The 1,620-nt window shown below is 36.7% G+C and carries 3 protein-coding genes; 2 read left to right on the top strand and 1 reads right to left on the bottom strand.

Going from position 1 to position 1,620, the window contains the following annotated elements; genetic code table 11:
- On the bottom strand, positions 1–204 hold a 204-nt coding region (locus AC1DRF_RS26920), incomplete at its 3' end, for a hypothetical protein (protein WP_477742181.1).
- Between the two features lie 171 nt (positions 205–375).
- Between AC1DRF_RS26920 and AC1DRF_RS26915 the strand changes: the two genes are divergently transcribed.
- Entirely contained in the window at positions 376–996 is a 621-nt protein-coding gene (locus tag AC1DRF_RS26915; protein WP_427076751.1) for a TetR/AcrR family transcriptional regulator, read from the top strand.
- Positions 997–1,268: 272 nt separating this feature from the next.
- Positions 1,269–1,620: TerC family protein (locus AC1DRF_RS26910; protein ID WP_477742180.1), on the top strand; the 352-nt coding region annotated here is incomplete at its 3' end.

Genomic DNA, 1,620 nt, shown 5'->3' with positions numbered 1-1,620 from the left:
CCATGTAAGTAAGGCAGGAACCCCTGAAGAGTTGGGGAATTCTTTCTTTATAAGATTTTCAGCCTCTACGGAAGGTGAATTCTCACTTAAGTTTGGTGCATTGTTCACTTCCGTTTTATTAACGGCAGGCCAAGCAATTGTTAGAACTGCAGTTGCTAGAATCCATACGGCAATAACAACCCAACGACTCACTTTTCCAGTCATCAATCGACTGAATGTTGCTAAAGGTGATTCTTTCATTAATTCTCCCTCATTTCCAAATCTGTTTGTTTCTATTACAATATATATAGAACCTTCAATAATTATATATACCAGAAGGTTAATTAATCAACTAGTTTAAATGTGCCAATTTCTTGAACTAGAAGGAGGGCCCTTATGAATACGAACCAGACACCGAAAAAAAAGCCTGGCAGACCTAAAATAACAACTGAAAATAATATAACAAGAGAGCAAATTTTAAAAACAGCTGCCCATCTCTTTATGGCATATGGATACGAAAAAGTTTCAATGGAGCAAGTGGCTGAAGCAAGCGATGTGACCAAGGCCAGCGTTTACTACTATTTTAAAAATAAGGCAACTTTGTTTACCGTTTCGGTATCAAGTATGTTCCAACGTATCACAAAACAGACAGAGAAATTATTACAAAACTCCAAAGGACTGAAACACAGATTATATGAGGTAACCTTGGATCATTTAAAAAGACCGCATATTGATTTTGAAACATTATTGCAAGAAGCGACTTCTTCGCTTACAGAAGGTCATATTCATGAAATTCGTGAAGCAGAGAAAGCGATACATGAGGCATTAGAGGACGTATTCAAGCAAGCTGCAAACAGCGGAGAAATCGTCGTAGCAAGTCCCAGATTGCTTGCGCATACATTTTCCACGGTAACAATGATTCGGAACAAGAAAGAATTAATTGCAGAATTAGGAGGCCCTGAAAAAACGGCTCAGGCTCTAGTAGATCTTTTTTGGGTAGGGATTAGTCCTAATTAATTTTTTTATTGTTCACAGGTACTTCTTGAGAAAAGGGGAAGGGCATAACAATAATAGGGTGACTTTCTAACCTATGTAAGTATGTTGACATAAACTATTTACTGACATACTGGAATTTGTATTTATGTTTATCTTAAGAGATGTTCAATTGTTGATTAGTGTTAAAAAAATGAAAATTTTATCTTTTAGAGTTTACTGCAGCATATATGGTTATTCTATTGTAAACAAAACCTTTAGCATAACAGCTTATATTTTGGAAAGGGGAGAAGCGGATGGAATCTATTTGGCTCGAATATGTATGGGCATTATTGATTCTAATCGGGTTAGAAGGATTATTATCAGCTGATAATGCTCTTGTACTAGCAGTTATAGCTAAACATTTACCCGAGGATCAGAAGAAAAGAGCGATTAATTACGGAATTCTTATGGCGTTTATTTTTCGATTTGGAGCTCTTTTTGCCATTTCATTTATCGCCAACGTTTGGTGGATACAGGCGATAGGAGCAGCTTATCTTCTGTATTTAGGTTTAAAGCATGTCATTAAGGCACGGTTTGGGAAAGACAATGAGAATATTCATAATGATGATGAAAAGGAGTCTGCTGGCAAAGGGTTCTGGCCGACGG

This window comes from Priestia sp. P5_B4, from assembly GCF_056400385.1.
Note: the sequence above shows the minus strand (reverse complement) of the source record. Positions and strands in the feature narration are given on the sequence as shown.

Coding starts and splice junctions, on each gene's coding strand:
- AC1DRF_RS26915 (WP_427076751.1), top strand. CDS start 376: ATGAATACGAACCAGACACCGAAAAAAAAGCCTGGCAGACCTAAAATA.